Annotated in this window: 1 protein-coding gene; it reads left to right on the forward strand. The window is 59.6% G+C overall.

Going from position 1 to position 465, the window contains the following annotated elements:
* On the forward strand, positions 1-465 hold a 465-nt coding region (locus AC1D0P_RS29150), incomplete at both ends, for a 2-keto-4-pentenoate hydratase (RefSeq protein WP_477679920.1).

Genomic DNA, 465 nt, shown 5'->3' on the forward strand with positions numbered 1-465 from the left:
GACACAGAACGATGCCTATGCCGTGCAGGATCATTATGTCAGTCATATCCGCGATCAGGGCAAAGGCATCGGCTACAAGATCGGTCTCACATCGGCGAGAATGCAGAAGATGTGCAATATCGATTCACCGGTGGCCGGCGTGATCTTCGCCGACCGGGTGGAGCGGAATGGCGCTCACCTCAAGCGCCAGCTTTATGGCCGCCTCGGCGTGGAATTCGAAATTGGCGTGCGGATGGCGCGTGATCTTCATCCGTCGGAAGGCCCGTTTACCAGCCAGTCGATCGCATCGGCGGTCGGCGGCGTTTGCGCTGCCGTCGAGATCGTCGACGACCGCAATGCCGACTATGCCACGCTCGATGCTTTTTCGCTGATCGCCGACAATGCCTGGAACGCCGGCATCATCCTCAGCGATTGGCAAAGCCCCTGGCCGGAACTGGAAGATCTCAAGGGCACGGTCAGCCTCGA

It is taken from the genome of Polaromonas sp. P1_G2 (assembly GCF_056405515.1).